This window comes from Streptomyces sp. RLA123, assembly GCF_056270165.1.
In genome coordinates, this window is sequence record NZ_JBWDOR010000003.1 from 4,756,883 (window position 1) to 4,783,379 (window position 26,497).

General features: G+C 72.1%; 26 protein-coding genes, 1 tRNA gene and 1 pseudogene. 15 read left to right on the forward strand and 13 right to left on the reverse strand.

Annotated elements, in window-relative coordinates:
* Window positions 1–25: 25 nt before the first annotated feature.
* The 3 genes from rsmA to RV983_RS21695 all read left to right on the forward strand — a co-directional run bounded on the left by rsmA (window position 26) and on the right by RV983_RS21695 (window position 3,281).
* The gene (gene rsmA, locus RV983_RS21685; RefSeq protein ID WP_475987408.1) at window positions 26–907 is read left to right on the forward strand and encodes a 16S rRNA (adenine(1518)-N(6)/adenine(1519)-N(6))-dimethyltransferase RsmA; all 882 of its coding nucleotides are present in this window, start codon (window positions 26–28) and stop codon (window positions 905–907) included.
* Between the two features lie 63 nt (window positions 908–970).
* Window positions 971–1,885: a 4-(cytidine 5'-diphospho)-2-C-methyl-D-erythritol kinase gene (locus RV983_RS21690; RefSeq protein ID WP_475987409.1), complete on the forward strand. Its 915-nt coding sequence runs from the start codon at window positions 971–973 to the stop codon at window positions 1,883–1,885.
* Between the two features lie 82 nt (window positions 1,886–1,967).
* On the forward strand, window positions 1,968–3,281 hold the full coding sequence (locus RV983_RS21695) for an acyltransferase family protein (protein ID WP_475987410.1): 1,314 nt from the start codon (window positions 1,968–1,970) through the stop codon (window positions 3,279–3,281).
* A gap of 7 nt (window positions 3,282–3,288) precedes the next feature.
* Here the strand turns inward: RV983_RS21695 and RV983_RS21700 are convergent, their stop codons facing one another.
* Window positions 3,289–3,540 carry a type II toxin-antitoxin system RelE family toxin gene (locus tag RV983_RS21700; RefSeq protein WP_475987411.1) on the reverse strand — a complete coding sequence of 84 codons (252 nt, stop codon included), beginning with the start codon at window positions 3,538–3,540 and terminating at the stop codon, window positions 3,289–3,291.
* Window positions 3,537–3,812: a type II toxin-antitoxin system Phd/YefM family antitoxin gene (locus RV983_RS21705; protein WP_475987412.1), complete on the reverse strand. Its 276-nt coding sequence runs from the start codon at window positions 3,810–3,812 to the stop codon at window positions 3,537–3,539. The genes RV983_RS21700 and RV983_RS21705 overlap by 4 nt, the downstream gene beginning before the upstream one ends.
* 179 nt (window positions 3,813–3,991) lie before the next feature.
* Between RV983_RS21705 and RV983_RS21710 the strand changes: the two genes are divergently transcribed.
* The 7 genes from RV983_RS21710 (at window position 3,992) to RV983_RS21740 (ending at window position 13,511) form a co-directional block, all read left to right on the forward strand.
* Window positions 3,992–5,788 carry an ABC-F family ATP-binding cassette domain-containing protein gene (locus RV983_RS21710; RefSeq protein WP_475987413.1) on the forward strand — a complete coding sequence of 599 codons (1,797 nt, stop codon included), beginning with the start codon at window positions 3,992–3,994 and terminating at the stop codon, window positions 5,786–5,788.
* 140 nt (window positions 5,789–5,928) lie between these two features.
* Window positions 5,929–7,503: an outer membrane protein assembly factor BamB family protein gene (locus tag RV983_RS21715; RefSeq protein ID WP_475987414.1), complete on the forward strand. Its 1,575-nt coding sequence runs from the start codon at window positions 5,929–5,931 to the stop codon at window positions 7,501–7,503.
* 285 nt (window positions 7,504–7,788) lie between these two features.
* A complete protein-coding gene (locus RV983_RS21720) occupies window positions 7,789–8,523 on the forward strand; it encodes a response regulator transcription factor (protein WP_475987415.1) in 735 nt (244 codons plus the stop codon).
* Window positions 8,524–9,104: 581 nt separating this feature from the next.
* On the forward strand, window positions 9,105–10,151 hold the full coding sequence (galT, locus tag RV983_RS21725; protein WP_475987416.1) for a galactose-1-phosphate uridylyltransferase: 1,047 nt from the start codon (window positions 9,105–9,107) through the stop codon (window positions 10,149–10,151).
* Window positions 10,152–10,236: 85 nt separating this feature from the next.
* Window positions 10,237–11,241, forward strand: coding sequence for a UDP-glucose 4-epimerase GalE (galE, locus tag RV983_RS21730; protein ID WP_475987417.1), 1,005 nt, complete (start codon window positions 10,237–10,239; stop codon window positions 11,239–11,241).
* Between the two features lie 7 nt (window positions 11,242–11,248).
* The gene (galK, locus tag RV983_RS21735) at window positions 11,249–12,397 is read left to right on the forward strand and encodes a galactokinase (protein WP_475987418.1); all 1,149 of its coding nucleotides are present in this window, start codon (window positions 11,249–11,251) and stop codon (window positions 12,395–12,397) included.
* Window positions 12,398–12,695: 298 nt separating this feature from the next.
* Entirely contained in the window at window positions 12,696–13,511 is an 816-nt protein-coding gene (locus RV983_RS21740) for a LuxR C-terminal-related transcriptional regulator (RefSeq protein ID WP_475987419.1), read from the forward strand.
* Between the two features lie 48 nt (window positions 13,512–13,559).
* Here RV983_RS21740 and RV983_RS21745 read toward each other — a convergent pair whose 3' ends face one another.
* The 3 genes and pseudogenes from RV983_RS21745 to RV983_RS21755 all read right to left on the reverse strand — a co-directional run.
* The gene (locus RV983_RS21745; RefSeq protein ID WP_475990586.1) at window positions 13,560–13,958 is read right to left on the reverse strand and encodes a hypothetical protein; all 399 of its coding nucleotides are present in this window, start codon (window positions 13,956–13,958) and stop codon (window positions 13,560–13,562) included.
* Window positions 13,959–14,261: a hypothetical protein gene (locus RV983_RS21750; RefSeq protein WP_475990587.1), complete on the reverse strand. Its 303-nt coding sequence runs from the start codon at window positions 14,259–14,261 to the stop codon at window positions 13,959–13,961.
* A 61-nt stretch (window positions 14,262–14,322) separates the two neighbouring features.
* A pseudogene (locus RV983_RS21755) lies at window positions 14,323–14,667 on the reverse strand (SH3 domain-containing protein); the annotation flags it as partial.
* Here RV983_RS21755 and RV983_RS21760 point away from each other — a divergent pair.
* On the forward strand, window positions 14,594–14,896 hold the full coding sequence (locus RV983_RS21760) for a hypothetical protein (RefSeq protein WP_475990588.1): 303 nt from the start codon (window positions 14,594–14,596) through the stop codon (window positions 14,894–14,896). The pseudogene RV983_RS21755 and the gene RV983_RS21760 sit on opposite strands and share 74 nt — an antisense overlap.
* Window positions 14,897–14,988: 92 nt before the next feature.
* On the opposite strand, the gene RV983_RS21765 is transcribed toward RV983_RS21760, so the two are convergent.
* The gene (locus RV983_RS21765) at window positions 14,989–15,486 is read right to left on the reverse strand and encodes a MarR family winged helix-turn-helix transcriptional regulator (RefSeq protein ID WP_475987420.1); all 498 of its coding nucleotides are present in this window, start codon (window positions 15,484–15,486) and stop codon (window positions 14,989–14,991) included.
* 121 nt (window positions 15,487–15,607) lie between these two features.
* Between RV983_RS21765 and RV983_RS21770 the strand changes: the two genes are divergently transcribed.
* Window positions 15,608–16,429, forward strand: coding sequence for a trans-aconitate 2-methyltransferase (locus RV983_RS21770; RefSeq protein ID WP_475987421.1), 822 nt, complete (start codon window positions 15,608–15,610; stop codon window positions 16,427–16,429).
* 5 nt (window positions 16,430–16,434) lie between these two features.
* Window positions 16,435–16,800, forward strand: a complete 366-nt coding sequence (locus tag RV983_RS21775) for a VOC family protein (RefSeq protein WP_475990412.1) — start codon at window positions 16,435–16,437, stop codon at window positions 16,798–16,800.
* Between the two features lie 58 nt (window positions 16,801–16,858).
* Here the strand turns inward: RV983_RS21775 and RV983_RS21780 are convergent, their stop codons facing one another.
* From RV983_RS21780 to RV983_RS21805, 6 genes are all read right to left on the reverse strand, one after another.
* Entirely contained in the window at window positions 16,859–17,353 is a 495-nt protein-coding gene (locus RV983_RS21780) for a hypothetical protein (protein WP_475987422.1), read from the reverse strand.
* Window positions 17,354–17,403: 50 nt separating this feature from the next.
* Window positions 17,404–18,006 (reverse strand): aminoacyl-tRNA hydrolase, encoded by a 603-nt coding sequence (pth, locus tag RV983_RS21785; protein WP_475987423.1) that lies wholly within the window; start codon window positions 18,004–18,006, stop codon window positions 17,404–17,406.
* Window positions 18,007–18,077: 71 nt separating this feature from the next.
* Entirely contained in the window at window positions 18,078–18,677 is a 600-nt protein-coding gene (locus tag RV983_RS21790; RefSeq protein WP_475987424.1) for a 50S ribosomal protein L25/general stress protein Ctc, read from the reverse strand.
* Between the two features lie 187 nt (window positions 18,678–18,864).
* On the reverse strand, window positions 18,865–19,842 hold the full coding sequence (locus tag RV983_RS21795; protein ID WP_475987425.1) for a ribose-phosphate diphosphokinase: 978 nt from the start codon (window positions 19,840–19,842) through the stop codon (window positions 18,865–18,867).
* 150 nt (window positions 19,843–19,992) lie between these two features.
* A complete protein-coding gene (gene glmU, locus RV983_RS21800) occupies window positions 19,993–21,432 on the reverse strand; it encodes a bifunctional UDP-N-acetylglucosamine diphosphorylase/glucosamine-1-phosphate N-acetyltransferase GlmU (protein ID WP_475987426.1) in 1,440 nt (479 codons plus the stop codon).
* Window positions 21,433–21,538: 106 nt separating this feature from the next.
* A tRNA-Gln gene (locus RV983_RS21805) sits at window positions 21,539–21,609 on the reverse strand.
* A gap of 245 nt (window positions 21,610–21,854) precedes the next feature.
* Here RV983_RS21805 and RV983_RS21810 point away from each other — a divergent pair.
* Complete coding sequence (locus tag RV983_RS21810) at window positions 21,855–22,844, forward strand: acyl-CoA desaturase (protein ID WP_475987427.1); 990 nt, start codon at window positions 21,855–21,857, stop codon at window positions 22,842–22,844.
* Window positions 22,845–22,920: 76 nt separating this feature from the next.
* On the forward strand, window positions 22,921–23,523 hold the full coding sequence (locus RV983_RS21815) for a TetR family transcriptional regulator (RefSeq protein ID WP_475990413.1): 603 nt from the start codon (window positions 22,921–22,923) through the stop codon (window positions 23,521–23,523).
* 101 nt (window positions 23,524–23,624) lie between these two features.
* On the opposite strand, the gene ppc is transcribed toward RV983_RS21815, so the two are convergent.
* Window positions 23,625–26,348: a phosphoenolpyruvate carboxylase gene (gene ppc / locus RV983_RS21820; protein ID WP_475987428.1), complete on the reverse strand. Its 2,724-nt coding sequence runs from the start codon at window positions 26,346–26,348 to the stop codon at window positions 23,625–23,627.
* Between the last annotated feature and the right edge of the window lie 149 nt (window positions 26,349–26,497).

A 26,497-nucleotide genomic window follows, 5' to 3' on the forward strand; every position in this document is an offset into this window, starting at 1 on the left:
GGTGGGGCGCGGATACCCTGGAGCGGTGAGCGAGACCGACCGAACCGATCATCAGGACGACGCGCTGCTGGGGCCCGGGGACGTGAGGGCGCTGGCCGCGAGGCTGGGCGTGCGCCCGACCAAGCAACGCGGGCAGAACTTCGTGATCGACGCCAACACCGTCCGCCGTATCGTCCGGACCGCGGACGTGCGTCCGCAGGATGTGGTGGTGGAGGTCGGGCCGGGCCTGGGCTCGCTGACGCTGGCGCTGCTGGAGGCCGCCGACCGCGTGACCGCCGTGGAGATCGACGACGTGCTGGCCGCGGCGCTCCCTGGCACCGTCGCCGACCGCCTGCCCGGCCGCGCGGACCGCTTCACGCTGGTGCACAGCGACGCGCTGCGCGTGGCGGAGCTGCCGGGGCCGCCGCCGACCGCGCTGGTGGCGAACCTGCCGTACAACGTGGCCGTGCCGGTGCTGCTGCACATGCTCGCCACCTTCCCCACCATCGACCGCTCGCTGGTGATGGTGCAGGCGGAGGTCGCCGACCGCCTCGCCGCGAGCCCCGGCTCCAAGGTGTACGGCGTGCCGTCGGTCAAGGCCGCCTGGTACGCCGAGGTCAAGCGGGCCGGCGCGATCGGCCGCACGGTGTTCTGGCCCGCGCCGAACGTTGACTCCGGTCTCGTCTCGCTCGTGCGCCGCACCGAGCCGCTGAGGACGACCGCGACCCGCCAGCAGGTCTTCGCCGTCGTGGACGCCGCGTTCGCGCAGCGCCGCAAGACCCTGCGGGCCGCCCTGTCCGGGTGGGCGGGCTCGGCGGCCGCCGCCGAGGAGGCCCTGGTGGCCGCCGGAGTGTCGCCGCAGGCCCGCGGGGAGTCGCTGACGGTGGAGGAGTTCGCGGCGATCGCCGAGCAGGGCGTCCAGCGGTAGCAGAAGGCACAATGGGGCCGCCGCCGTGCGGTCCCGACCCGTTCCCCGAGGAGAACCACGCCCGTGACCAGCCGATCCGTGACCGTCCGCGTCCCCGCCAAGGTCAACGTCCAGCTCGCGGTGGGCGGTCCGCGTCCGGACGGTTTCCACGACCTGGCCAACGTCTTCCTGGCCGTGGGCCTGTACGACGAGGTCACCGTCACCCCGGCCGGCGAGCTCCGGATCACCGTCGAGGGCCGCGACGCGGACCAGGTGCCGGCCGACGCGAGCAACCTCGCCGCCCGCGCGGCGACCGCGCTGGCCGCACGGCGCGAGGGCGTGACGCCGGACGTGCACATCCACATCCGCAAGGACATCCCCGTCGCGGGCGGCATGGCGGGCGGCAGCGCCGACGCCGCCGCCGCCCTGCTGGCGTGCGACGCGCTGTGGGGCACCGGGGCCGGCCGCGAGGAACTGCTGGAGATCTGCGCGGAGCTCGGCAGCGACGTGCCGTTCAGTCTGGTCGGCGGCGCCGCCCTCGGCCGGGGCCGCGGCGAGCTGCTCACCGCGCTGCCGGTCGGCGGCGCCTTCCACTGGGTCTTCGCGGTCGCCGACGGCGGCCTGTCGACCCCGGCCGTCTACCGCGAGTGCGACCGCCTGCGCGGCGACGCCGCGGTGCCGGACCCCGAGCCAGCCCCGGCCCTGCTGGACGCGCTGCGCACCGGCGACCCCGTCGCGCTGGCCGCCTCGCTCGCCAACGATCTCCAGGCCGCCGCGGTGTCCCTGCGCCCCTCCCTCGCGGCCACCTTGGCCGCCGGCACCGAGGCGGGGGCGCTGGCCGGCCTCGTCTCCGGCTCCGGTCCCACGTGTGCCTTCCTCGCCAAGGACGCCGAGTCCGCGCGGGCCGTCGCCGCCGCGCTCACCGCCTCCGGCACCTGCCGCGAGGTGCGCGTCACCACCGGCCCGGCCGAGGGCGCGACCGTCGTCCGGCAGCCGTAGGTACGCGTACTCAGCCTTCCGGTAAGGGAGTTGAGTAGTCCGGCGCTGCCGGGCCCCGGCCGCCCGGCGGGATCGTGGCGGCATGGTGGAGACGAACGCCGCGGCACTGGCCGCGGCCACGCCCGCGAGCCGGGACCGGTACGTGGACTTCCTGAGGGTGGCGTCGCTGGCCACGGTCGTGCTGGGGCACTGGCTGATGGCCGCGGTGAGCACCCGTGACGGCGGCGGCATCGAGGTCGGCAACCTGCTGGCCGTACGCCCCGCACTCCAGCCGCTGACCTGGGTGCTCCAGGTCATGCCGGTCTTCTTCTTCGTCGGGGGCTTCTCGCACGCGCTGTCGTACCGCTCGGTGGTGCGCGCGGGCGGCGGCTACGCGGCGTTCCTGCGCGCCCGGCTGCGCCGGCTGCTGCTGCCGACGGCGGTCTTCACCGTCGCCTGGGGCGCGGCGGCACTGCTGCTGCCCGTGCCGGACGCCGCGGCGCGGCTGGTGGCGCAGCCCCTGTGGTTCATCGGGGTCCACCTCGGGATGGCGGCCTTCACGCCGCCGCTGCTGCGGCTGCACGACCGGTACGGATGGGGCGCGTTCGCGGCCCTGTGCGGCGCGGCCGCGGTGGTGGACGTGCTGCGCTTCGCCGCGGGGGTGCCGTTCGTGCCGTTCCTGAACTTCGCCTTCGTGTGGCTGGCGGTGCACCAGCTGGGCTTCCTGCGGGCGGACGGCAGGCTGCGCCGGCCCGCGGCGCCGGCTGTGATGGCGGCGGGCGGACTGGTGGCGGCTGCGGCGCTGGTGGCCCTCGGCCCGTACCCGCTGTCCATGGTCGGGATGCCCGGCGAGCGGATCTCCAACATGGCGCCGCCCACGCTGGCGCTGCTCTGCCACGGTGCGTGGCTGGTCGGCGCCGTCGAGCTGCTACGCGGCCCCGCCGGGCGGTGGCTGCGGCGGCCGCGGGTGTGGCGGGGCGTGGTGGCCGCGAACGGCATCGCCATGACCGCCTTCCTGTGGCACCTCACGGCCATGCTCGCGGTCTACGGCGCGCTGATCGCCCTCGGCCGGGACCTGCCCGTACCGGCGTCCGCCGCGTGGTGGGCCCAGGTGCCGCTGCGGATCGCCGCGGCGGCGGCGCTGACCGCGGCCCTGGTCGCGGTCTTCCGCCGGGCCGAACGCCCGCCCGCCCCGCGTCCGCCGGCGGCTCCCGGCCGGCTCGCCGCCCCCGGCGCCGCGCTGGGCGTCGCCCTCGCCCTCCTCGGCGTCCTCGGCCTGTCCACGGTCGGCTTCGGAGGCCTCCTCGACGGGCACTCCGCCGTCCTGATCGCCGTCCGCCTCACCGCCCCGGCCGCGATCCTCATGGCCGCCGCGGGCTGGGCCCTCGTCGAACGCGCGGGCCGCACCCCGCGGTGAGCGGGCCTCATCTCACGCGGCCGGCCTTGAGGACGATCACGGTGACGGTCTCGGCGTCCGGCCGGTACAGGACGCGCCAATCCCCCGCCGGCAGCCGCCAGTAGCCGGATTCCCCCAACTGTCGTGCCGCCGCGGGACGTGGATCCGCGACCAGATCACGAACGGCGGCCGCGCACGCCTTGGCACCGACCGGGTCGAGGCGGCGTAGACGCCGGAATTCGTCCATGGCCTGGTGCTGCCACACGACTGTACGGGTCACGAGGCCTCCGCTTCGCGGTCCTCGTCCTCCAGCGCGGCCATGAATGCGTCATGTGTCATCGAGGGGCCGGTGGGAGCCGCTTCTCGGGCGGCTCCTTCTGTCGCGTCCGCCGCGTCACGTAGGCGCTGGAGTTCCTCCAGTTCGCTTATCGGGATCAGGGCGGCGGCGGGTTTGCCGTATTCGCTGATGAGGATGTGTTCGTGCCCGTGCCGGACTCGGCCGACGAGCTGCCCGAGCTGGTTGCGGGCTTCGACGAGCGGATACGTCTCCATGGGGAAACTGTACAGACCAGCGGCTGCGTACTGTGCCGGACATGCCGAATTCGGCCGCCAGGGGCGGGGAGTGGGCGGCCGCGGCGTGCGGGAGGGCGCTTGAGCTCGATGGGCGTATCCGGGGTGACATGCGGCAGCACTACTCTGGGAGGTCGTTCTTCCGTATCGACAGGAGTCCCATGGCCGTCAATCTGGTCAACGTCGAGTCCGTCAGCAAGGTGTATGGCACCCGTACCCTGCTGGACGGGATCTCGCTCGGCGTATCGGAGGGCGACCGCATCGGCGTCGTCGGCCGCAACGGGGACGGCAAGACGACCCTGATCCGGATGCTGGCCAAGCTGGAGGGCCCGGACAGCGGGCGCGTGACCCACACCTCCGGGCTGCGGCTGGGCGTGCTGACCCAGCACGACAGCCTGGACCCGGCGGCGACCGTCCGCCACGAGGTGATCGGGGACCGGCCCGACCACGACTGGGCCGGGGACGCGAAGATCCGGGACGTGCTGACCGGCCTGTTCGGCGGGCTGGACCTGCCCGGCTTCCCGCAGGGCCTGGATACGGTGATCGCGCCGCTCTCCGGCGGCGAGCGCCGCCGTATCGCGCTGGCGAAGCTGCTGATCGCCGAGCAGGACCTGGTCGTACTCGACGAGCCCACCAACCATCTGGACGTCGAGGGCATCTCGTGGCTCGCGGGCCACCTGCGGGTGCGCCGTTCGGCGCTGGTGTGCGTCACCCACGACCGCTGGTTCCTGGACCAGGTCTGCACGCGGATGTGGGACGTGCAGCGCGGTGACGTCCACGACTACGAGGGCGGCTACAGCGACTACGTCTTCGCCCGTGCCGAGCGCGAGCGGATCGCCGCGACCGAGGAGGTCAAGCGGCAGAACCTGATGCGCAAGGAGCTGGCGTGGCTGCGCCGCGGCGCCCCGGCGCGCACCAGCAAGCCGCGCTTCCGCATCGAGGCGGCCAACGAGCTCATCGCCGACGTGCCGCCGCCGCGCGACAACGCCGAGCTGATGAAGTTCGCCACGACCCGGCTGGGCAAGACGGTCTTCGACCTGGAGAACGTGACCGTGCAGGCCGGTCCCAAGGTGCTGCTGAAGCATCTGACCTGGCAGCTCGGCCCCGGTGACCGGGTCGGCCTGGTCGGCGTCAACGGCGCGGGCAAGACCTCGCTGCTGCGGGCACTGGCCGACGCCGCCACGAGCGACGGCGAGAAGCAGCCCGTGGCCGGCAAGGTCGCGGTCGGCAGGACCGTGCGCCTGGCCTATCTCTCGCAGGAGGTCGCGGAACTCGACCCGGCGATCCGCGTGCTGCAGGCCGTGGAGTCGGTGCGCGGCCGTGTGGATCTCGGCAAGGGCCGGGAACTGACGGCGGGTCAGCTGTGCGAGAAGTTCGGTTTCACCAACGAGAAGCAGTGGACGCCGGTCGGCGACCTCTCCGGCGGTGAGCGCCGCAGGCTCCAGCTGCTGCGGCTGCTGATGGACGAGCCGAACGTGCTCTTCCTCGACGAGCCCACCAACGACCTGGACATCGAGACACTGACCCAGCTGGAGGACCTGCTCGACGGCTGGCCGGGCTCGATGGTCGTCATCTCCCACGACCGCTACTTCCTGGAGCGGACCACCGACCGCACCTTCGCCCTGCTCGGCGACGCGACGCTGCGCATGCTGCCGCGCGGCATCGACGAGTACCTGGAGCGGCGTCGCGCCGTGGTGGAGGCCGCGGCCCCCGCGCCCGCCGCGGCCAAGCCCAAGGGCGGCGGCGACAGCCGCGCCGCCAAGAAGGAACTGCAGCGCATCGAGCGGCAGCTGGACAAGGCCGGCCAGCGGGAGTCGAAGCTGCACGCCGCCATCGCCGAGAACGCGACCGACTTCGAGAAGGTCGCCGAACTCGACATGGAGCTGCGCTCGCTGGCCGCGGAGCGCGAGGAACTGGAGATGCGCTGGCTGGAGTTGGCCGACCAGGCGGAGGCGTAGCCGTCGGTGCGGCCGTGCGTGCCGTGGGTGTAGCAGTGCCGTAACGGTCGCCGGGCGCGGACTCGGAACGGTGTGTCACCGGTGGTACAAAGAGGGTCACCGTCCGCCCTCGCACGCTTGTGCCCGAAAGGTGCCCGCTGATGTCGCAGCCGCCGCCCCCGCCCGGCAACCAGCCCGGATTCGGGCCGAAGCCGCCTCAGTACGGTTACCCGCCCGCGCAGCCGGGCCCGTATGCCGCCCCGGTCCCGCCGCCTCCGGGACCGGGCCCGTACGGCCCCAACCCGTACGCGCAGGCCCCGACCCAGCCCGTCCCGCCGTACGGCTACCCGCAGTTCCCGCCACCGCCGTCGCCCCCGAGGGGCAACGGCAAGCTGGCGGCCGTCGTGGCGGCGGCGGTCGCGGCCGTGCTCGTCGTCGGCGGCGGTGTGTTCGTGCTGCTCGACTCCGGCGGCGCTCCGGACACACCCGGTACTCCGTCGCAGAGCCGCGGCGGCGATGGCACCGGCGGTCAGGACGGCCGCGGCGGCGTGATCCAGGCGAAGGCGCTGTGGGACAAGGACGGGGCGCGCCCGCCCAAGTCGGAGATCCTGGCGGCGATTCCGGACGCCTGGTTCACCGGCAACGCGGTGGTGAAGACGACGCCGGACGCGGTGCGCTCCTTCGACATCGACAGCGGCAAGGAGAACTGGTCGGTCCCGCTGTCCGGCGAGTCCTGCCCGGCTTCGCGCGAGGCGTCCGGGGACCGTGTGGTCGTCACGTACGGCACGGACTGCGGTCAGGTGATGGCGATCGACATCGCCAAGGGCAGGAAGCTGTGGGCCGGGCAACTGCCGGACCAGAACGGCCAGACCTCGCACGACTACACGCAGGTCGCCGTCACCGGTGACACCGCCGCCCTGGCCTGGCTCGGCGGTTCGGTCGGCTACCGGATCGGCACCGGCGAGGTCCTGTGGACCCCGAAGAGCGGTTCCGACTGCAACGACAAGGGCTACAAGGGCGGTTCCCACCTGGTCGCCGTCGTCCAGTGCGGCGGCTACAACGGCGACACTTACGTCCAGGGGCTGAGCGAGAGCGGCCGCAAGCAGTGGTCCTGGCAGGTCCCGACCGGCAGCGACGTGCAGAACGTCCTGTCCACCGACCCGGTCGTGGTCGGGCTGTCGGCCGGTGCGAGCGGTCTGATGACCGACCTCGCCTACCTCGAGGACGGCAGGATGAAGAGCCGCGTCTCCCTGGGCGCGGGCGGCTACCAGGGCACATACGCGGTCACCTGCCCGCCCAACGGCGAGGCGCACTGCTCGAACTTCGCGATCGACGGCACCACGATCTACCTGCCCACCAAGAGCCACGCCGGCAGCGGCGACTCGTACACGCAGACCAACGAGATCGCGGCGCTCGACCTGCGGACCGGCAAGCCCGAGTGGCTGGCGGAGCCCGGCGAGGAGCGCGAGGTGAAGATCGTCGGCATGCGGGACGGCAAGGTCATCGCCTACCAGCGCAACACCTACGACAAGCCGGGCCGGCTGATCGCCCTGGACCCCGGCACGCGCAGGACAGCGGACTTCATGGAACTCCCCGCCGGCGGCAAGGAGCTGGAGAACCAGTTCCTGGACGGCAGCTCCTACTACTGGCTCTACAAGGACCACTTCTTCGTCAACCCCGCCAGCATCTCCGCCAACACCAGCCTCACCGGCAAGGCGATCGCGGCCTTCGGCTGAGTGGTCGATTCCGGGGTATGTACGGTACGGAACGAGCGGTTTCGGGTGAGAAGCAGCCAGGAATGCCGGTCATTTCGGAATTGCTGGAGGCTTCTGCCCGGTTGGGGGCGCGCCGCGTCGAACAAGCGTGTACCTTCCCGGGCATGACCCCGGGCCCGCTGTGGGCCACTGTGGGTGCACGCGCGGGACGCCGGGCCGTGGCCGCGCTACGGCATGTGAGGGGGGACCGGCTTGGACGCGGTGGGCAGGCCAGCACCGGTCCATGGGGGGATGAGGGGGACGCCCATGGGCGTACGGCTCGTCGTCGTCGACGACCACCGTCTGCTGGCCGAGGCGCTCGCCTCGGCACTGAAACTGCGCGGGCACCGGGTGCTCGCCGCGGCCGCGCCCGCCTCGAGCGCGGCCGATCTGGTCCTGAGCCGGGCACCCGAGGTGTGCCTGATCGGCACCGCCGCCCCGGCCGAGCCGGGCGCGTTCGACGCCGTCGCGCGGATCAAGCGCGAGCGGCCGGGGGTGGCCGTGCTGATCCTGGGCCCGGTGCCCAACCCCCGGGGGATCGCCGCCGCGTTCGCCGCCGGCGCCTCGGGCTACGTACGGCACGACGAGCGGATCGAGGGCGTCGAGCGGGCGATGGCCAAGGCTCGGGCGGGCGAGGTCGCCGTGGCCCCCGCCCTGCTCCAGGGCGCTTTCGCGGAACTGCTCAACCCCGTGGTGGAGCCGGACGACGAGGGCACCCGGCTGCTGCAGATGCTCACGCCGCGCGAGGTCGAGGTGCTGATGCGGGTCGCGGAGGGGGAGGACACCCGGCTGATCGCCGCGGGGATGGCGATCGCGCCGAGTACCGCCCGTACGCATGTGCAGCGGGTGCTGATGAAGCTCGGCGTCGGGTCGCGGCTGGAGGCGGCCGCGCTGGCCGCCCGTACCGGACTGCTGGACCGCGTCATGCACCGCCCGCAGGGCGCGGCCCTGATTCCTCCGCAGGCGTCTCCTCCGGGGACGGCGGGGGAGGGGACGGGCTGAGCCCGTGCCGACTCACGTCACGTCTCGCGCGCACGCACAGCGAGAAGGGGATGTGACGTCCTCGCCTCCGTGAACGGGGGCGGTCCCCGGCCACCGCGCTGTTGAGGGCTCGCTGTTGAGGGCTGCGGTGTCGGCTGGGTTCCCGCTGCGCTGCGCGGTGCCGGGACGAGTCCTGGTCCTGCCTGCGCTCACCAGGCTGTCACCGCCGGTCCGGCGGCCTTGGCGACGTTGACCGCCGTGTTGCGTTGCCCACACGGACGTGCCGCGGGTGCCGTCCTTGACGCCGTCCGCGAGCACACCTGGCTGGTGGGCTCGACGCGCCCGATCCTCACGGAGGTCCGCCCGTAGCGGGAGGCCTCGTACGCCCGCATGGTCACGGACGCCGCCCATCCGGCGCCACGGACGGACCGGGCAGGGCGCGTGCGGGCGAGCCCCTCACCCCGGGCCCTCCACAGCGACCGCCTGGTTCTCGCGGATCATCACGTGCGATGTGATCGGCGCCGCTTTCGTTGACGTTGCTGTTTCATTGTGGTTCATTGTGTTCGGTTCTGTTGGTTGGGGTGCGTGTGAGGAGCCCGCAGGTGAAGAAGACATCGACCCGGCTCGCCGACGGGCGTGAGCTGATCTACTACGACACCGCGGACGACGCGGTGCACGACGCCGTCGACCGGCGCCCGCTGGACCCGGTGTCCACGGCCTCCGAGATCCGTCACGACGACCTGCTGGGCGACTCCGTCGCCATCGCCTCGCACCGCCAGGCCCGCACGTACCACCCGCCCGCGGACCAGTGCCCGCTGTGTCCCACGCGGGAAGGCCACCTCACCGAGATCCCCGACGACCACTACGAGGTCGCCGTCTTCGAGAACCGCTTTCCCTCGCTTTCCGGGGAACACGGCCGTTGCGAGGTGGTCGTCTTCACCGACCACCACGACACGTCCTTCGCGGGTCTGAGCCCCGAGCGGGCGCGGCTGGTGCTCGACGCCTGGACCGACCGCACCCGCGAGCTGTCCCAGCTCGCCGGTGTCGAGCAGGTCTACTGCTTCGAGAACCGCGGCGAGGAGATCGGTGTCACCCTCGGCCACCCGCACGGCCAGATCTACGGCTATCCCTTCGCCACACCGCGCACCGAGCTGATGCTGCGCTCGCTGGAGCGGCACAGCGAGGCCACCGGCGGGCGCAACCTCTTCGACGACATCGTGGAACGCGAGCGCGAGGACGGCTCGCGGATCGTCCTTGAGGGTGAACACTGGACCGCCTTCGTCCCCTACGCCGCCCACTGGCCGTACGAGGTGCACCTCTACCCGCGCCGCCGGGTCCCGGACCTGCTCGGACTGGACGAGGAGGCGCGGGCGGAGTTCCCGAAGATCTACCTGGAACTGCTGCGCCGCTTCGACCTGATCTTCGGTACGCAGGAGCCGCCGACCCCCTACATCTCGGGCTGGCACCAGGCGCCCTTCAGCAGTCCGCTGCGCGGGGAGTTCGCGCTGCACCTGGAGCTGTTCACGATCCGCCGCACCAAGGGGAAGCTGAAGTTCCTGGCGGGGTCGGAGTCCGGCATGAGTGTCTTCATCAACGACGTGCCGCCGGAGGCCGCGGCGGCCCGCCTGCGCGAGGTAGCCACCGCATGAGACCGTCCACGGCACGCGCACGGCACGGCCTCGGCCGTCCCCACTACGGTTGCTCCGAGACGGACCCGAGAAAGGCTGAGACCTCATGAGCAACACCCCGACCTCCCGTGCGGCCCAGACCGGCGGGAAGAAGGTCCTGGTGACCGGCGGTGCCGGTTACGTCGGCAGCGTCGTGGCGGCCCACCTGCTGGAGGCCGGGCACCGGGTGACCGTGCTGGACGACCTGTCCACCGGCTTCCGGGCCGGCGTGCCCGGCGGCGCCGAGTTCGTCGAGGGCCGCGTACAGGACGCCGGCAAGGTGCTCGACGCCTCGTACGACGCCGTCCTGCACTTCGCGGCCAGCTCCCAGGTCGGCGAGTCCGTGGTCAACCCGGAGAAGTACTGGCGCAACAACGTCGCGGGCACCCTGGAACTGCTGGGCGCCATGCGCGAGGCGGGGGTGCGCCGGCTGGTCTTCTCCTCCACCGCGGCCACCTACGGCGAGCCGAAGTCCGTCCCCATCACCGAGGACGACCCGACCCTGCCGACCAACCCGTACGGCGCGTCCAAGCTCGCCGTCGACCACATGATCACCAGCGAGGCGGTGGCGCACGGCCTGGCCGCGGTGTCCCTGCGCTACTTCAACGTGGCGGGCGCCTACGGGGAGTTCGGCGAGCGGCACGACCCCGAGTCGCACCTGATCCCGCTGGTCCTGCAGGTGGCCCAGGGCCGCCGCGAGGCCATCTCGGTCTTCGGCGACGACTACCCGACGCCCGACGGCACCTGCATCCGCGACTACATCCACGTCGCCGACCTCGCCGAGGCGCACCTGCTCGCCGTCGACGCCGCCACCCCGGGCGAGCACCTGATCTGCAACCTGGGCAACGGCAACGGCTTCTCGGTGCGCGAGGTCGTCGAGACCGTCCGGCAGGTCACCGGCCACCCCGTCCCCGAGGTCGTCGCCCCGCGCCGGGCCGGCGACCCCGCGGTCCTCGTCGCCTCCGCCGAGCGCGCCAAGGAGCGGCTGGGCTGGCGGCCCTCGCGCACCGACCTCGCGGAGATCGTCCGCGACGCCTGGACCTTCACGCAGGCCCTGCAGAACCGGGAGTAGAGCGACAGTGACAGCGGACGCCTTCCAAGCGACGTACGGCACCGGGCCCGAGGGCGTGTGGGCCGCCCCCGGGCGGGTCAACCTCATCGGCGAGCACACCGATTACAACGACGGCTTCGTGATGCCCTTCGCGCTGCCGCACACCACCGTCGCGGCGGTCGCCCGCCGCGCCGACGGACGGCTGCGGCTGCACAGCGCGTCGCCCGACATCGACGGCGGCGTGGTCGAGCTCCACGTGGACGAACTGGAGCCCGGTGGCGGCGCGGGCTGGGCCGACTACCCCGCAGGGGTGGTGTGGGCGCTGCGCGACGCCGGCCATGTGATCACCGGCGCCGACATCCACTTCGAGAGCACCGTTCCGACCGGCGCGGGGCTGTCGTCGTCGGCGGCGCTGGAGGTGGTGACGGCCGTCGCGCTCAACGAGCTGTACGGGCTGGGACTGGAGCCCTGGCGGCTGGCCCGGCTGTGCCAGCGCGCCGAGAACGTCTACGTGGGCGCTCCCACCGGGATCATGGACCAGACGGCCTCGGCGTGCTGCACCGAGGGCCACGCGCTGTGGCTGGACACCCGTGACCTGGCGCAGCGTCAGATCCCGTTCGACATGGCGGCGCAGGGCCTGCGGCTGCTCGTCGTCGACACCCGGGTCACGCACGCCCACAGCGAGGGCGAGTACGGCAAGCGCCGGGCCGGCTGCGAGCGGGCGGCGGCCGTGCTGGGCGTCGAGGCGCTGCGCGACATCCCGGTCGACGGTCTCGACGCGGCCCTGGAGCAGCTGGCCGGCGAGCCCGAACTGCTCCCGCTGGTACGGCACGTGGTGACCGAGGACCGCCGCGTGGAGCGGGTCGTCGAACTGCTGGAGGCGGGCAATGCCCGCGCCATCGGTCCCGTGCTGACCGAGGGGCACGCCTCGCTCCGCGACGACTTCCGCGTCTCCTGCCCCGAACTCGACCTCGTGGTCTCCGCGGGCACCGGGGCCGGGGCGCTCGGCGCCCGCATGACGGGCGGCGGGTTCGGCGGCTCGGCCATCGTGCTGGTCGAGGAGGCGGCCGCGGAGAAGGTCGCCGAGTCGGTCGTGGCCGCCTTCGCCGACGCGGGCTACCGCGAGCCCCGCGTCTTCACGGCGGTGCCCTCCGCGGGCGCGCGGCGGCTCTCGTAGCGGAGCGACCCCCGGCGCACGGGCCACGCCGCGCACCGGGGGTCACACCCGCGGAAGCGGGACGGCAACTCCGCCCGCCCAGTTTTTCCATTCGGGCGCCTTTGTCTGCTCCTGCCCCTACGCTCTTGAACAGCGCCGGTGGGGGCCGGCGGCATCAGGGGGCGAGACACAAGGGTTCGGCACCTGGCGGAGGACGACGGCTAGCCCGGCGGCATGCGGCGTCCGCTCCAGGTGCCGGGCCTCAGTGCACCTCAACCTCGTCCGTTGGGGGGAACGCCTAATGCCGGGAGTGGGGCCCGTGGGACGAATTCGTGTTCTCGTCGTGGACGACCACCGCATCTTCGCCGAGTCGCTTGCCGCGGCCTTGGCCGCGGAACCCGATGTGGACGTGTCGGCGGCCGGCAGCGGAGCGGCCGCCCACCGCTGCCTCGAACGCGCGGCGGCGGACGGCCGCCGCTACGACGTACTGCTGGTGGACGCCGACCTCGGGTCGGCCGCGGGCGCGGCGGGTGCCGTGAGCGCCGCGGGCGTGCGCACGTTGAACGCCGTGGACGCCGGCGGATCCTCCGCCTTCGCCACATCCGGCGGCACGCCGCCCGGTGTGGACGGCATCGCCCTGGTGGAACGCGTCAGGAGCGAACACCCCGCCACCCGCACGGTGGTGCTCGCGGAGCGTGACGACGCCCGCCGTGCCGCCCGCGCGTTGCAGGCCGGTGCGTCGGGCTGGGTGGCCAAGGACTGCTCGCTGTCCCGGCTGCTGGCCGTCATGCGCGGGGTGCTGCGGGACGAGACGCATCTGCCGCCCGCCCTGCTCACGGGCGTGCTGCGGGAGTTGACCGCCGCCCGCCGCCACCGCACCGAGAGCGAACAGCTGGTGGAGTCGCTCACCCCGCGCGAACAGGAGGTCCTGCGCTGCATGGTGGCGGGGCTGGGCCGCAAGGCGGTGGCCGAACGGCTGTATCTGTCCCCGCACACGGTCCGCACCCATATGCAGAACGTGCTGGGCAAGTTGGGCGTGCACTCGACGCTGGCCGCCGTGGCGCTGGCCCGGCGGGCGGGGGTGCCCCCGGTGGAGGGCGACGGCGGCCGGGTGGGCTCGGCGGCCCCGGCATGACGCGACGGCGGCCCGCCCTCCCCGGAACCGGGAGGACGGGCCGCCGGATCATCGCGATGTCCTAGCGACCGCCGCCGTCGCCGCTACGGCCTCCGCCGTCGCCACCGCGACCGCCTCCGTCGCCGCCACGGCCTCCGCCGTCGCCACCGCGACCGCCTCCGTCGCCGCCACGGCCTCCGCCGTCGCCACCGCGACCGCCTCCGTCGCCGCCACGGCCTCCGCCGTCGCCACCGCGACCGCCTCCGTCGCCGCCACGGCCTCCGCCGTCGCCGTAGTTGCCGCCGCCGCCACCGCGGCCGTCGTCGCGGCCGCCGCCGCCACCGCCGCAGCCGCCTCCGCCGCCGCCGTAGTTGCTGCCGCCGCCTTCGCCACCGCGGCCCCCGCCTCCGCCGTTGCCACCGCGGCCTCCGCCTTCACCGCCACGGCCGCCGTTGTCGCCGTAGTCACTCACGCTGAAGCCACGGCTACCGCCGCCACCGCCGCCGCCACCACCGTTGCCGCCGCCGCCACCGCGGCCGCCGCCCTCGCCGCCACGGCCGCCGCCTTCACCGCCACGGCCGCCGCCTTCACCGCCGCGACCGCCACCGCCTCCGCGGCCGTCGTCACGGCCACCTCCGCCGCCGCCGTAGCAGCCGCCGCCCCCACCGATGCCGCCACCGCCGATACCGCCGATGCCGCCACCGCCGATGCCGCCGATGCCGCCACCGCCGATACCGCCGCCGCCACCGCCACCGCCACCGCCACCGCCACCGCTGAGTTCACTGGCGTTGCAGACGCGCGGCGACGGGCCGACGTTGGCGATGTAGCGGCCCGCCGACCATGCGTAGAGGTTCTGGGCCAGGCGGTACCAACGCGGGTTCCCACTGATGTCCTGGCCATTGGTCTTGCAGACAATCGAGACCAGAGCGTTGTACGGGAGCACGCCCACCGAGCTGAACTGCGTGCCCGGGCCGCTGCGGACGCGGAGACCGATACGGGCGATGACACGGCCCTGGTAGAAGGCGCTGTTGGGGAGGTCCGCCGATGCGGACGCGATCTCACCGGACAGGTCCGGGAGGTCCTCACCGGCCCCCACGCTCTCCGTGTTCCCCGAGGGAGCCGGTGCGGCCTTCGGCGCGCCGGGTGCAGCCATCTCGTCGGCGAACGCGGTGCCCATCGTGCCGAAGGCAAGGGTGCCGGCCAAGGCGCCGGTCACCGCTGTCGCGGCCATCTTGCTTGCGCGGGTGTGCAGAGTCATCTGCATCTCCAAGGTGGAGCGGGACCCGACAGGGTCCAGGGAATGGAAGCCGGCGCGGCTCGGCGCCTTCCAAAAAATGGCGCCGGTGCTCGGGTGCGCCGGCAGCCGCAAAGGTGGCCATCCGGGCCTTTATGCGGCGTTCACGTAGATCACGCTAAATCTGCCACTTTGGGTGCGCAACCGGTGGCAGAGCGTGGCCGTTTGTGATCTTCCCTGGCCGATTACGCCGGGTAATCGGCCTCAGCTCGGGATGTTGTCGAAGGGCGCGGTCAACTGACGCAGAAGATCAGCGAGTTCCCCGCGCTGCCGGCCGGAGAGTTCGCCGAGGATGGCTCGTTCCTGCGCCAGCAGCCCTGCCAGGGCCTGGTCGGCCCGGTCCCGGCCCTCCGGGGTGAGCCGCACGAGGACACCGCGCCGGTCCGAGGGGTCGGGGAGTCGTTCCACCAGACCCTTCTTGGTGAGCCGGTCGATGCGGTTGGTCATCGTCCCGGACGTCACGAGCGTCTGGGTGAGCAGTTGTCCGGGGGAGAGCTGATAGGGCGCGCCCGCGCGGCGCAGCGACGTGAGGACGTCGAACTCCCAGGGCTCCAGGCCGTGCTCGGAGAACGCCAGACGGCGGGCCCGGTCCAGGTGCCGCGCGAGCCGGCTGACCCGGCTGAGCACCTCGAGCGGTTCGACGTCGAGGTCGGGGCGCTCCCGGCGCCACGCCGCGACCAGCCGGTCGACCTCGTCCTCCATGGGGATCAGTGTAGTGGTTCTGTCGACGTGAAGTCTCTTGACATCAAGAGATTAGGTCCGCAACCTTGTGGGCAAGGTCGGCGGCAGGAAGAGATCCAACTTTCGCCAGGGAGCGCGAGACATGCCAGCAGCATCGTGGGACCCGCAGCAGTACCTCCGGCATTCCACCCACAGGACCCGTCCCTTCCACGACCTCCTGGCCCGGATACCGGAGCTCCCCGGCCCGTCCCCGCGCATCGCCGACATCGGCTGCGGCCCCGGCAACGTCACGGCCCTGCTCGCGGACCGCTGGCCCGCCGCGCGGATCACCGGCTTCGACAGCTCCGCCGAGATGCTGGAGGCCGCGCAGGCCCACGCGGGACCCACGCCCGGGGGCGGCAGCCTGGACTTCAGGGCCGCGGACGCCGAGCACTGGGTGCCCGGCGAGGACTACGACCTGATCGTCTCCAACGCCGCCCTCCAATGGGTCGAGGGCCACGCCGAACGCTTCCCCGAGTGGACCGGGCACCTGGTGCCCGGCGGGGTGCTCGCCTTCCAGGTGCCGGGCAACTTCACCTCCCCCAGCCACGCGCTGCTGGGCGAGCTGTGCGACTCCCCTGCCTGGCGCCACCGGCTCGGTGACGGCCACGGCCGCCGTTACGTCCACATCCTCGAACCCGCCGCCTACCTGGAACGCCTCATCGACATCCCGGACATCGACGTGGACGTCGACGTCTGGGAGACCACCTACGTCCAGCTGCTCCAGGGCGAGGACCCGGTCCTGGAGTGGACCAAGGGCACCGCCCTACGGCCGGTTCTCACCGAACTCGCCGACGACCCCGCGGCCGCCAAGGAGTTCCTCGGCCAGTACCGCGATCTGCTGCGCAAGGCCTACCCCCCGGGTCCGCACGGCACCGTCTTCCCGTTCCGGCGGATCTTCGCCATCGCACGAAAGGCCCGGTGATCCCCGTGATAGCCGCGCTCGACCACGTCCAGCTCGCCGCCCCGCCAGGCTCCGAGGAGCGACTGCGTTCGTACTACGCCGGCGTCCTCGGCATGACCGAGGTGCCCAAGCCGCCCGTGCCGGCCGGTCGCGGCGGATGCTGGTTCAGCTCCGGCACCGCCCAGGTGCACATCGGGGTGGAGAAGGACTTCCGCCCCGCGCGCAAGGCCCACCCGGGCCTGCGGGTGCGGGGCATCGGCGGGTACGCGGAACTGCTGGAGTCCCGGGGCGCCACGGTCGTCTGGGACCACGACCTGCCGGGCCACCGCCGCTTCTACTCGGAGGACCCGGTCGGCAACCGCCTGGAGTTCCTGGAGCCCGACCCGGCCTGACCTGGCCCGGGCGATCCGGGATCCGAACGGACCGGAGGGCGGGGGCGGGGCGGCGGGCCTACAGCGTGAGGAACGCCGCCCCCAGCAGCGCCACCCCGGCGATTCCCGCCACCCAGGCGGTGCGGTTCCACCGCAGCCCGCCCGCCAGCACGAGTGCCGCCAGCAACAGGGCGCCCCCGAACGGGATCCAGGTGTGCAGCACGCCGGCCGTGCCGACGCGCACCACCGTGTCGGTGCCGGGCTCGACGGCGACGGGGATCCGCTCGCCGACACGGTGCGTGACCGCCTTGTCGATCGTCACTTTCGCCCGGATGGAGCCGAGGCCCTCCGGCGCGAAGGGCCCCGTGCAGGTGTCGGCGGCGCAGGCGGAGACCGTCATCGTCCCCCGCTCGCGCCCCTTGGTGAGCATCGCGTGCTGCGCGGTCTTCCACGAGGTCCACACCCCGGCCGCCAGGATCAGCAGGACCAGTGCGCTCAGCACCACGATCCGCGCGACCAGCAGCAGACCCCACGTGCTCTCGGCAGTGCGGCGGGCAAGACTCCGTTTGGCCATGCGGGCGATCCTTGGCCATCGCCTGGCCCTGGGTCAACCTCGCAGGTGGTTCAGCTGTTGTACGTGCCCTGCGCCCGCTCCAGGCCCTCGCAGATCAGCGCCTCCACGGCGTCGGCCGCCCGGTCCACGAACCAGTCGAGCTCCTTGCGCTCGGTGCCGGAGAAGTCCTTGAGCACGAAGTCCGCCACCTGCATCCGCCCCGGCGGGCGTCCGATGCCGCAGCGCACCCGCAGATAGTCAGGACCGAGCGACTTGGTGATCGACTTCAGGCCGTTGTGCCCGTTGTCGCCGCCGCCCTTCTTCAGCCGCAGCGTCGGGTAGTCGATGTCCAGTTCGTCGTGGACGGCGATGATGTTGCCGAGCGGCACCTTGTAGAAGTCGCGCAGCGCGGTCACCGGCCCGCCCGAGAGGTTCATGAACGTCATCGGCTTGGCCAGGACCACCCGGTGCCCGCTGACGCGTCCCTCCACCACCTGCGAGCGGCTCTTGTGGGTCTTGAAGCGCCCGCCGATCCGGTCGGCGAGCAGATCGGCCACCATGAAGCCGATGTTGTGCCGGTTGCCGGTGTACTCCGGTCCGGGGTTGCCCAGTCCGGCCACCAGCCAGGGCCCCTCGGGGGCGCTTTCCGCTGCGCTCATGCTCATGGCGTCCATTCAACAGGACCGCCGTCCCACTCCTGACGGAGTGGGACGGCGGTCGTGAAAAGCGTTCTGCGTGCCGCTGGTTACTCGGCGGAGGCGCCCTCGGCGGCCTCGCCGTCCTCACCCTCGGCGGGGGCCTCGACCTGGGCGGCGACGACCTGCAGGACGACGGTGTCCCCGTCGACGGCCAGGGTGGTGCCCTTGGGGAGCGGGATGTCCTTGGCGAGGATGGAGGTACCGGCCTCCAGGCCCTGGACGGAGACGGTGACGCCGTCGGGGATGTGGGTCGCCTCGGCCTCGACCGGCAGCGCGTTGAGCACGTGCTCCAGCAGGTTGCCGCCGGGGGCGAGCTCGCCCTCGGTGCTGACCACGATCTCGACGGTGACCTTCTCGCCGCGCTTGACCGTGAGCAGGTCGACGTGCTCCAGGTAGCCCCGCAGCGGGTTGCGCGTCACGGCCTTGGGGATCACCAGCTCCTTGCCCTCGCCCTCGATGTCCAGGCTGATCAGGACGTTCGGGGTGCGCAGGGCGAGCAGCAGCTCGTGACCCGGCAGGGAGACGTGCTTGGGCGCCTGGCCGTGGCCGTAGATGACACCGGGAACCTGGTTCGCGCGGCGGGTGCGGCGGGCAGCGCCCTTGCCGAACTCGGTGCGCAGCTGGGCGGCGATCTTCACCTCGGACATGGGAATCACACTCCTCGTAGTGACGACGAAACTTCTGTCTGGTCGCCCAGCCCACGACGGGCCGTTCCACTTGCGAGGAGCGCGCCGATAACGGAGTCCGCCGCCGAAGCGGAACGGCCTCCCTCGCCGAGCAACTCGGTGAGTCTACCCGGCGGGGAGGCCGCCCCGGAAATCGATCAGCGCGTGGTCAGTGCGAGTCCTCGAAGAGGCTCGTCACGGAACCGTCCTCGAAGACCTCGCGGACCGCGTTGGCGAGGGTCGGCGCGATCGACAGCACCGTGATCTTGTCCAGTTCCAGCTCGCCCGGTGTCGGCAGGGTGTCCGTGAAGACGAATTCGCTGACCTGGGAGTTCTTCAGCCGGTCCGCGGCCGGGCCGGAGAGCACACCGTGCGTGGCGGTCACGATGACGTCCTCCGCGCCGTTGGCGAACAGGGCGTCCGCCGCGGCGCAGATGGTGCCACCGGTGTCGATCATGTCGTCCACCAGGACGCAGATGCGGCCGCGCACATCACCGACGACCTCGTGCACGGTGACCTGGTTGGCGACGTCCGGGTCGCGCCGCTTGTGGACGATCGCCAGCGGCGCGCCGAGCCGGTCGCACCAGCGGTCGGCCACCCGGACGCGGCCGGCGTCGGGGGAGACCACGGTGAGCTTGGAGCGGTCGACCTTGGCGCCCACGTAGTCGGCCAGCAGCGGAAGCGCGAACAGGTGGTCCACCGGCCCGTCGAAGAAGCCCTGGATCTGGTCGGTGTGCAGGTCGACCGTGAGGATGCGGTCGGCACCGGCGGTCTTGAGCACGTCCGCGATGAGCCGCGCCGAGATGGGCTCGCGGCCGCGGTGCTTCTTGTCCTGCCGGGCGTAGCCGTAGAAGGGCACGACCACGGTGATGCGCTTGGCGGAGGCCCGCTTCAGCGCGTCGATCATGATCAGTTGCTCCATGATCCACTTGTTGATGGGGGCGGTGTGGCTCTGGATGACGAAGGCGTCCGAGCCGCGTGCCGACTCCTCGAAACGGACGTAGATCTCACCGTTCGCGAAGTCGAAGGCCTTGGTCGGCACGAGGGACACGCCCAGCTCGCGTGCCACCTCCTCCGCAAGCTCGGGGTGTGCGCGGCCGGAGAAGAGCATCAGCTTCTTCTCACCGGTCGTCTTGATCCCGGTCACTGCACCGTCTCCTCGATGTTCAACGCAGCTTCGCCCACGGTCGGCTAGCCGGCGGAATTGTGTGCACCTCACACGGTACGCGCTGCTGAAGGCACCCGCGCACGTGAGAAGTGCCTCTTCCGCCCGCCCCGGGTCCTGCCGGACGTCCCGCTAGACGTTCTGCTCGTCCTGCTGGGCGCGTTCCGCGGCGTGCGCCGCGGCGCTGCCCGGGCGCTTCCGGGCCACCCAGCCCTCGATGTTGCGCTGCTGGCCGCGTGCGACGGCCAGCGAACCGGCGGGCACGTCCTTGGTGATGACCGAGCCCGCGGCGGTGTAGGCGCCGTCCCCGACTGTGACGGGCGCCACGAACATGTTGTCCGAGCCGGTGCGGCAGTGGGAGCCGATGGTGGTGTGGTGCTTGGTCTGACCGTCGTAGTTGACGAAGACGCTGGCCGCGCCGATGTTGCTGTACTCGCCGATGGTCGCGTCGCCGACGTACGACAGGTGCGGCACCTTGGTGCCCTCGCCGACCGTGGCGTTCTTCATCTCCACATACGTGCCCGCCTTGGACTTCAGGCCGAGCCGCGTGCCGGGGCGCAGGTAGGCGAACGGGCCCACGCTGGCCGCCTCGCCGATCTCGGCGCCGTCGCAGACCGCGTTGACCACGCGGGCGCCGGGGCCGACCACGGTGTCGGTCAGGGTGCAGTTGGGGCCGACCTCGGCGCCCGCGGCGAGCCGGGTGGCTCCGTACAGCTGGGTGTTCGGCAGCACGACCGTGTCGGGCTCGAACTCCACCGTGACGTCCACCCACGTGGAGGCCGGGTCCATGATCGTCGCGCCTGCGAGCATCGCCCGTTCCAGCAGGCGGTCGTTGAGGAGGCGGCGCGCCTCGGCGAGCTGCACGCGGTTGTTGATCCCGGCGATCTCGCGGTGGTCGGCGGCGACGGAGGCGCCGACACGGTGGCCGGCCTCGCGCAGGATGCCGAGGGTGTCGGTCAGGTACTCCTCGCCCTGGGCGTTGTCGGTGGTCACCTTGGCCAGGGTCTCGGCCAGCAGTGCCGCGTCGAACGCGAACACCCCGGAGTTGATCTCGCAGATGGAGCGCTGCTCGACGCTCGCGTCCTTCTGCTCCACGATCGCCAGTACCGAGCCGTCGTCGCCGCGCACGATGCGGCCGTAGCCCGTCGGGTCGGGGACCTCGGCGGTCAGCACGGTCACCGCGTTGGCGTCGGCTGCGTGAGCGGCGACCAGGGCGCGCAGGGTGTCGGGGGTGAGCAGCGGGGTGTCGCCGGCGGCGATCACCACCGTGCCGCTGAGCTCGGGGAGTTCCGCGAGCCCGACGCGGACCGCGTGGCCCGTGCCGTTCTGCTCGTGCTGGACCGCGGTGCGGATCGACGGGTCGATCTCGCCGAGGTGCGCCGTCACCCGGTCGCGGGCGTGACCGACGACGACGAGCAGGTGCTCGGGTTCCAGGGCGTGCGCGGCGGCGACGACATGCCCCACCAGGGAGCGGCCACTGATCGCGTGCAGGACTTTGGGGGTTGCCGACTTCATGCGGGTGCCCTCACCCGCGGCAAGGACGATGACGGCAGCCGGGCGGTGGGCGCTCACGGAACGGGCTCCTCGGCGTGGGGTGACAGACACCCGCAGGATACCGGGGCGTAACGCGCCGGTGACGCGGAAGGGTCGCGAAAGCAGGGGTGATCCCGTAGAGGCGCTCCGCTGCCAGGATTCGAACCCGGACTTAAGGGACCAAAACCCTTAGTGCTGCCGTTACACCACAGCGGATGGCACATGCCGTCGTACCGGACACCTCTGTCGGGGTGCCCGTTCGGCCTCCCCCACTATGCCGCACCGGGCCCCCCAATGCGACGACAAAGATCGGCACTTCTCCCTCCCCGATCGCGGGTACACGTGCCGAGAGCCGTATTCCGTCCGACACGCGCGCTCGGTTCGGCCGTCACTTGGAGTTGCCGGAGCTACGGCACCGTAGGTTACGGTTGCGTAGCTCCCCGACATCGTGAGGGACCCCCATGACCACACAGACCGACGTGATCACCGAGTCCCCGGAACCCGGGCCCGGCGACGACGCCTCGCTGCCCCGCGCCACCCTCGGCGCGGACAGGAAGCAGTCACTCGAGCAGATCACCCTCGGGCTCTTCATCGGCATCCCCTTCCTCGCGCTCGTCGCGGCGATCCCGTTCGCGTGGGGCTGGGGCTTGAGCTGGCTCGACCTCGGCCTGATGGTCGGGATGTACTTCCTGGGCTGCCACGGCGTCACCATCGGCTTCCACCGCCACTTCACCCACGGCTCGTTCAAGGCCAACCGCCCGCTCAAGATCGCCCTGGCGATCGCGGGCTCCATGGCCGTCGAGGGTCCGGTCGTGCGCTGGGTCGCCGACCACCGCAAGCACCACAGGTTCTCCGACGCCGAGGGCGACCCGCACAGCCCGTGGCGCTACGGGGAGACCCTGCCGGCCCTGCTGAAGGGCCTGTGGTGGGCGCACATGGGCTGGCTCTTCAACGAGGAGCAGACCTCGCAGCAGAAGTACGCCCCGGACCTGGTCAAGGACCCGGCGATCCGTCGCGTCAGCCGCGACTTCTGGCTCTGGACGACCGTCTCGCTGGCACTGCCGCCGCTCGTCGGCGGCCTGGTCACGATGGACTGGACGGGCGCCGCCACCGCCTTCTTCTGGGGTTCCCTGGTGCGTGTCGCGCTGCTGCACCACGTCACGTGGTCGATCAACTCGATCTGCCACGCGGTCGGCAAGCGCCCCTTCCGCTCCCGCGACAAGTCCGGCAACGTCTGGTGGCTGGCCGTCCTGTCCTGCGGCGAGTCCTGGCACAACCTCCACCACGCCGATCCGACCAGCGCCCGGCACGGTGTGCTGCGCGGCCAGATCGACTCCAGCGCCCGCATCATCCGCTGGTTCGAGATGCTCGGCTGGGCCACGGACGTGCGCTGGCCGACCGCTGACCGTATCGCGGACCGGCGTAAGGAAAGTGTCAGCGAAGCGGCATGATTGACGGGTGAGTGACGGCAGCAGTAGCAGCAGAGGGAGCGAGGGCACGTCGTCCCGGCGTACCCGCCGGGTGCGCATGACGGGCAAGGAGCGCCGCGAGCAGCTTCTCGACGTGGGGCGCACGCTCTTCGCCGAACGCGGCTTCGAGGCCACCTCCGTCGAGGAGATCGCGCACAAAGCGGGGGTGTCCAAGCCCGTCGTGTACGAGCACTTCGGCGGCAAGGAGGGCCTCTACGCCGTCGTCGTGGACCGCGAGATGCGCCAGCTGCTGGACATGGTCACCGGGGCCCTCACCGGCGGGCATCCGCGCGAACTGCTGGAGCAGGCCGCCTTCGCCCTCCTGGACTACATCGAGCAGTTCACCGACGGCTTCCGGATCCTCGTACGCGACTCCCCGGTCGCGCAGTCGACCGGCACCTTCGCCTCGCTGATCAGCGACATCGCCACCCAGGTGGAAGACATTCTGGGGATGGAGTTCAAGCAGCGCGGCTTCGACCCCAAGCTGGCCCCGATGTACGCGCAGGCACTGGTCGGCATGGTCGCGCTCACCGGGCAGTGGTGGCTGGACGCCCAGAAGCCGAAGAAGGCCGAGGTCGCCGCGCATCTGGTCAACCTCTCCTGGAACGGGCTGTCCGGCCTGGAGCCCAAGCCCCGGCTGATCGGCCACCGCAGGAACTGAGCCGCGGACCCGGTACGGCGAGGTGCCCGGTACGGCGAAGGCGCCGCCCCCCTGCTCGGGGGCGGCGCCTTCCTCCTGTTGCGCTGTGGTGCGGAACCCGATCAGCCGGTGTTGCGCAGACCGGCCGCCACACCGTTGACGGTCAGCAGCAGCGCCCGGGCCAGCAGCGGGTCGGGCTCCTCGCCGCGGGCGGCGGCGTCCCGCTGCCGGTGCAGCAGTGCGACCTGGAGGTAGGAGATCGGGTCCAGGTAGGCGTCCCGGATGTGGAAGGTCTGCCGCAGCGCCGGCTGCGCGTCCAGCATCTCCGCCTCACCGGTGATCCGCAGCACCTCGGCGACCGTCAGCTCGTGCTCCGCCCGGATGACGTCGAAGACGTGCTTCAGCTCGTCCGGCACCAGGGTGTCCACGTAGTGCCGGGCGATCCGCAGATCCGTCTTGGCCAGCGTCATCTCGACGTTGGACAGGAAGTTGCGGAAGAAGTGCCACCGTTCGTACGCCTCGGCGATGTCCGCCTCCCGGCCCGCCTCCCGCGCGGCCTTCAGCCCCGAGCCGACACCGAACCAGCCGGGCACGATCTGCCGCGACTGCGTCCAGCCGAACACCCACGGGATGGCCCGCAGGCCGTCCAGGCCCGCGCCGCTGTCCGGGCGGCGGGACGGCCGGGACCCCAGATGCAGCTCGGCGAGCTGGTCGACCGGCGTGGAGGCGAAGAAGTACGCCGGCAGGTCCGGGTCCTCCACCAGCCGCCGGTACGCGGCGTGCGCGGCGTCGGAGACCACGTCCATGGCGGCGTCCCAGCGGGCCAGCGCCGCGTCGGACTGACGCGGGGCGGTGTGCAGGGCCGAGGCCTGCAGCGTCGCCGCCACCGTCAGCTCCAGGTTCTCCCGGGCCAGCGACGGGATGAGGTACTTGTCGGAGATGACTTCGCCCTGCTCGGTCACCTTGATCTCGCCCTCCAGCGTGCCCCACGGCTGCGCCAGGATCGCGTCGTGGGTGGGGCCGCCGCCCCGGCCCACCGTGCCGCCGCGGCCGTGGAACAGCCGCAGCCGCACCCCGTGCCGGTGCGCCACGTCGCGCAGCCGCCGCTGCGCGCGGTGGATCTCCCACTGCGAGGTGGTGATGCCGCCGAACTTCGAGCTGTCGCTGTAGCCGAGCATGACCTCCTGCACGTCCCCGCGCAGCGACACGAGCTTGCGGTAGGAGGGGTCGGAGAGCATCTCGTCGAGCAGCTTGTCGGCGACCTTCAGCTCGTCGGTCGTCTCCAGCAGCGGCACGATGCCGATCCTGGCGACATCCCCGTGCAGATCGATCAGCCCGGCCTCGCGAGCCAGCACCGCCGCCGCGAAGACATCGTCCGAGCCGAGGCACATCGAGATGATGTACGACTCCACGACCTCCGGCCCGAAGCGCTCGAAAGCCTCGGCGATGGTGTGGAAGACGCCCAGCGTCTTCGCCCCCGCCGCGTCCAGCGGCGCCGGGGTGGGCGCCAGCGGGCGGCGCGAGCGCAGCTCCTTGGCGAGCAGCTTGCGGCGGTACTCGCGCGGCATGTCCGCGTACCGCCAGGACTCCTCGCCGAGGCGGTCGAAGAGCTGGCCCAGGGCGTGGTGGTGGGCGTCGGCGTGCTCGCGGACGTCCATCGTGGCCAGTTGCAGACCGAAGGCCGACAGCGTGCGGATCGTGCGGTCCAGGCGGCCGTCGGCGATCAGCTCGCCGCGGTTGGAACGCAGCGATTCCTGGATCAGGCGCAGGTCGGCCAGGAGCCCGGAGGCGCCCAGGTAGTCCTTGCCGGGGATGTGCGGAGTGCCGGTGGCCAGCCGCTCGCGCGTGTTGAGCAGCTTCTGCCGGATGCAGGTGGCCTTGAGCCGGTACGGCTCCTCCGCGTTCAGCCGCTTGTAGCGCGGGCTGATCCCCGAGAGCCGCTTGAGGTCCTCCTCCAGATCGGCGAGCAGCTCCGGGCTGGCCCCGGAGTTGCGGATGGAGTTCGACAGCATCGCCCGCAGGTCGTCGACGAGCTCCAGGGCGTCGGTGATGCCGTGCTCGTGCTGAAGGATCAGCACGTCCCAGGTGACCTGCGGCGTGACGTTCGGATTGCCGTCGCGGTCGCCGCCGATCCACGTGCCGAAGGTCAGCGGGCGGGTCTCCGGAGGCAGCGGCACACCCACCCGCTCCAGCTCGGCGGCCAGGTCCTCCAGGACGTCGCCCACAGCGCGCGCGTGCAGCTCGTCCAGGTAGTAGATGGCGTTGCGCGCCTCGTCCGCGGGCTCGGGACGCACCACGCGCAGCTCGTCGGTCTGCCACAACAGGTCGATGTTCTCCGCCAGCCGCACATCGGTGCGGCGGCGGTCGGTGTCCTGCGCCTTGTCCAGCAGGGCGGCGATGCGGCGCAGCTTGTTCAGCACGCTGCGGCGGGCCGCCTCGGTCGGGTGGGCGGTGAAGACCGGCCGCACGTTGAGGTTGCGCACGGACTGGCGCAGGTGCTCGGGGTCGGCGTCCTTCAGCAGGTCCGCCGTACGGGCCAGCAAGCCCCCGTCGGTGGCCCGGCGGGCCCGCAGCTCACGGCCGCGGTGCACCTGCTCGGTGACATTGGCCAGGTGGAAGTAGGTGGAGAAAGCGCGCACCAGTTTGGCGGCGGTCTGCAGATCCGTGTCGCCGAGAAGGGCGGCGGCGGCCTCGCCGTCGCTGCGGGTCAGCGCCCGCACCTTCTCCACGAGGTCGAGGAGTTCCTGGCCTTCCTGCCGTACGAGCGTCCCGCCGAGGAGGTCTCCCAGGCGGCGGATGTCCGCGCGCAGGGGTGCGCTCTCGGTGGTGTTGTCGGCGCTGCTCACAGGTGCGGCTCCTAGTGCAGTGGTATGGATCGCGGCAAGAAACGCATTGGTGCCCCGCTCGGCGGGTCGTCCGGTGGTGAGGGGGACGGGTGGGGCGGACCGCGCTGTCCGACGCCACCAGGATAGAAGGGCCGCCCGCTCGTGACCGG